The 1,684-nt window shown below is 45.0% G+C and carries 3 protein-coding genes and 1 pseudogene; 3 read left to right on the top strand and 1 reads right to left on the bottom strand.

Annotation, left to right across the window (positions count from 1 at the left end; translation table 11 throughout):
* The 3 genes from F6K20_RS37420 to F6K20_RS37410 form a co-directional block, all read left to right on the top strand.
* The coding region (locus F6K20_RS37420) for an FG-GAP repeat domain-containing protein (protein WP_287298243.1) at nucleotides 1–960 on the top strand (960 nt) is incomplete at its 5' end.
* A 32-nt stretch (nucleotides 961–992) separates the two neighbouring features.
* Nucleotides 993–1,151: a hypothetical protein gene (locus F6K20_RS37415; protein WP_154659961.1), complete on the top strand. Its 159-nt coding sequence runs from the start codon at nucleotides 993–995 to the stop codon at nucleotides 1,149–1,151.
* Between the two features lie 186 nt (nucleotides 1,152–1,337).
* Nucleotides 1,338–1,487: a hypothetical protein gene (locus tag F6K20_RS37410; protein WP_287298242.1), complete on the top strand. Its 150-nt coding sequence runs from the start codon at nucleotides 1,338–1,340 to the stop codon at nucleotides 1,485–1,487.
* Between the two features lie 70 nt (nucleotides 1,488–1,557).
* Here the strand turns inward: F6K20_RS37410 and F6K20_RS37405 are convergent.
* A pseudogene (locus tag F6K20_RS37405) lies at nucleotides 1,558–1,683 on the bottom strand (glutathione S-transferase family protein); the annotation flags it as partial.
* Between the last annotated feature and the right edge of the window lies 1 nt (nucleotide 1,684).

Raw genomic sequence — 1,684 nt, 5'->3', positions numbered from 1 at the left:
ACTTTGGAGAAAAACCTTGGTGGAGATGGACCCAACCCCCTTAACTATGTCGGTTTCACTGACTCTCTCAGCAATAGTGATCCTAATCCAAATCCTATCTTTAAAGATGTACAACTTGCCCCAGGCTATGGCATCGAAATTGTTGTAGAGGCAGATAGTCTTGATAATGAGACCTTCGAGTTAGGGCGAATTGACGCCATTGAATTTACTTCCGCTGAAGTGGATCTGTTTTGGCATAATTCTCAGACTGGTGCCATGGGAGCTTGGCGGATGCATGGGGTAATGGGTACTGACCTAGATGAGGCAGTGACGATTCAAATGGAATCCGTTAACAGTGACTGGGAGATTCGTGCTGCTGGAGACTTCAACGGTGATAGCCACAAAGATCTGGTTTGGCGCAATACCGCTAATGGAGACATTGGTATCTGGTTAATGAAGGGTTCCCAGTTCCAAGAAGCAGTATCCATCGTCCCAGTCTCAGACCTCAACTGGAAAATCCATGGCACAGGAGATTTCAACGGTGATCAGCAAACCGATCTGCTGTGGCGTAATCACTCCACTGGCGAAAATGCAGTTTGGCTGATGAATGGCACTGAGCCGATTCAGGGAGTACTAATCAAATCAGAATCAGCGAACAGTAAATGGAAGATGGTTGGTGCCGGAGACTTTGATGGAAATGATAATACGGATATTCTCTGGCTTAATACTGAAAACCAAAATCTTTACTACTGGCGCATGGCAGGTACCGATTACATAGAATCAGTATTTGTTAATAATGCACCCTTTGACAACACCTGGAAAATTCAAGGAGTTATGGATTTTGACGACAATGCTTACGATGACATTTTCTGGAGCAATACTGTTGACGGCAAGACAGGGATGTGGATGATGCATGAAAACGGTTACGACCGACCAGTAATCGCTGAGTCGGTAGATTTGAGCTGGGAAGGCCATGCCTGAAGTGACATGTGTTGACCGTTAACTGTTGACGCTTGAGTGTCAACAAACAGCGCTTAATCAAATTATGCGATCGCGTAGCGGCTCGTACCGAGCATCGCGTAGCGTGGCCTACGGCCAATCGCACTGCTGACTTGCTGCCGTTTACAATCAATTGGTCACACACCAATGGGGCGCATCCCGTGCGCCCCTAAGAGTTATTTTTATTCTATAGCGTTTATGATATAGAGTAAACTAAATGAAAATTGCGATCTTATCCCTAAATGCTGCCTTATAGCGTTTATCACAGTTATGAGGTACAGTCTCCTGGGAAGCTGATTCCCTGTTAGGTGCGCTCTTACTTGGCGAATTAAATTCGCCAAGTAAGAGCGCACCTCTTGATGCAGCGCATCCCTATTCCCTATTCCCTATTCCCTATTCCCTATTCCCTATTCCCTATTCCCTATTCCCTATTTCCTCTTCTTTCTTCCCAGATCCGCTGTTCCGGTGATCCGCTGTTCCCTAAAATCCCGAAATTGTGTACCTCATAGCTATGAGAATTGCTATATATTCTACCCGACGGTTGAAGGATGCTGGGGAAAAGCGGGGTCATGAAATGCGTCCATCATCGATTAGGACTGGGATGTGATGAAAGGGATTGATTTCAATAAATTCTGGCGTAAATTGATCTCCATCTAATTTTATTTCAACAGGCTCAAAGTCAATCTGTTTTTCTAATAAAGCAATC

Origin of the sequence: Moorena sp. SIO2C4 (assembly GCF_010672485.1) — a bacterium.
Taxonomy (GTDB): Bacteria; Cyanobacteriota; Cyanobacteriia; order Cyanobacteriales; family Coleofasciculaceae; genus Moorena; species Moorena producens.
This window is presented reverse-complemented; position numbering and strand designations above follow the sequence as displayed.

What these genes read in the sequence shown, in the direction of transcription:
- F6K20_RS37410 (WP_287298242.1), top strand. Translation starts at nt 1,338, where the DNA reads ATGCAGCGCATCCCTATTCCCTATTCCCTATTCCCTATTCCCTATTCC.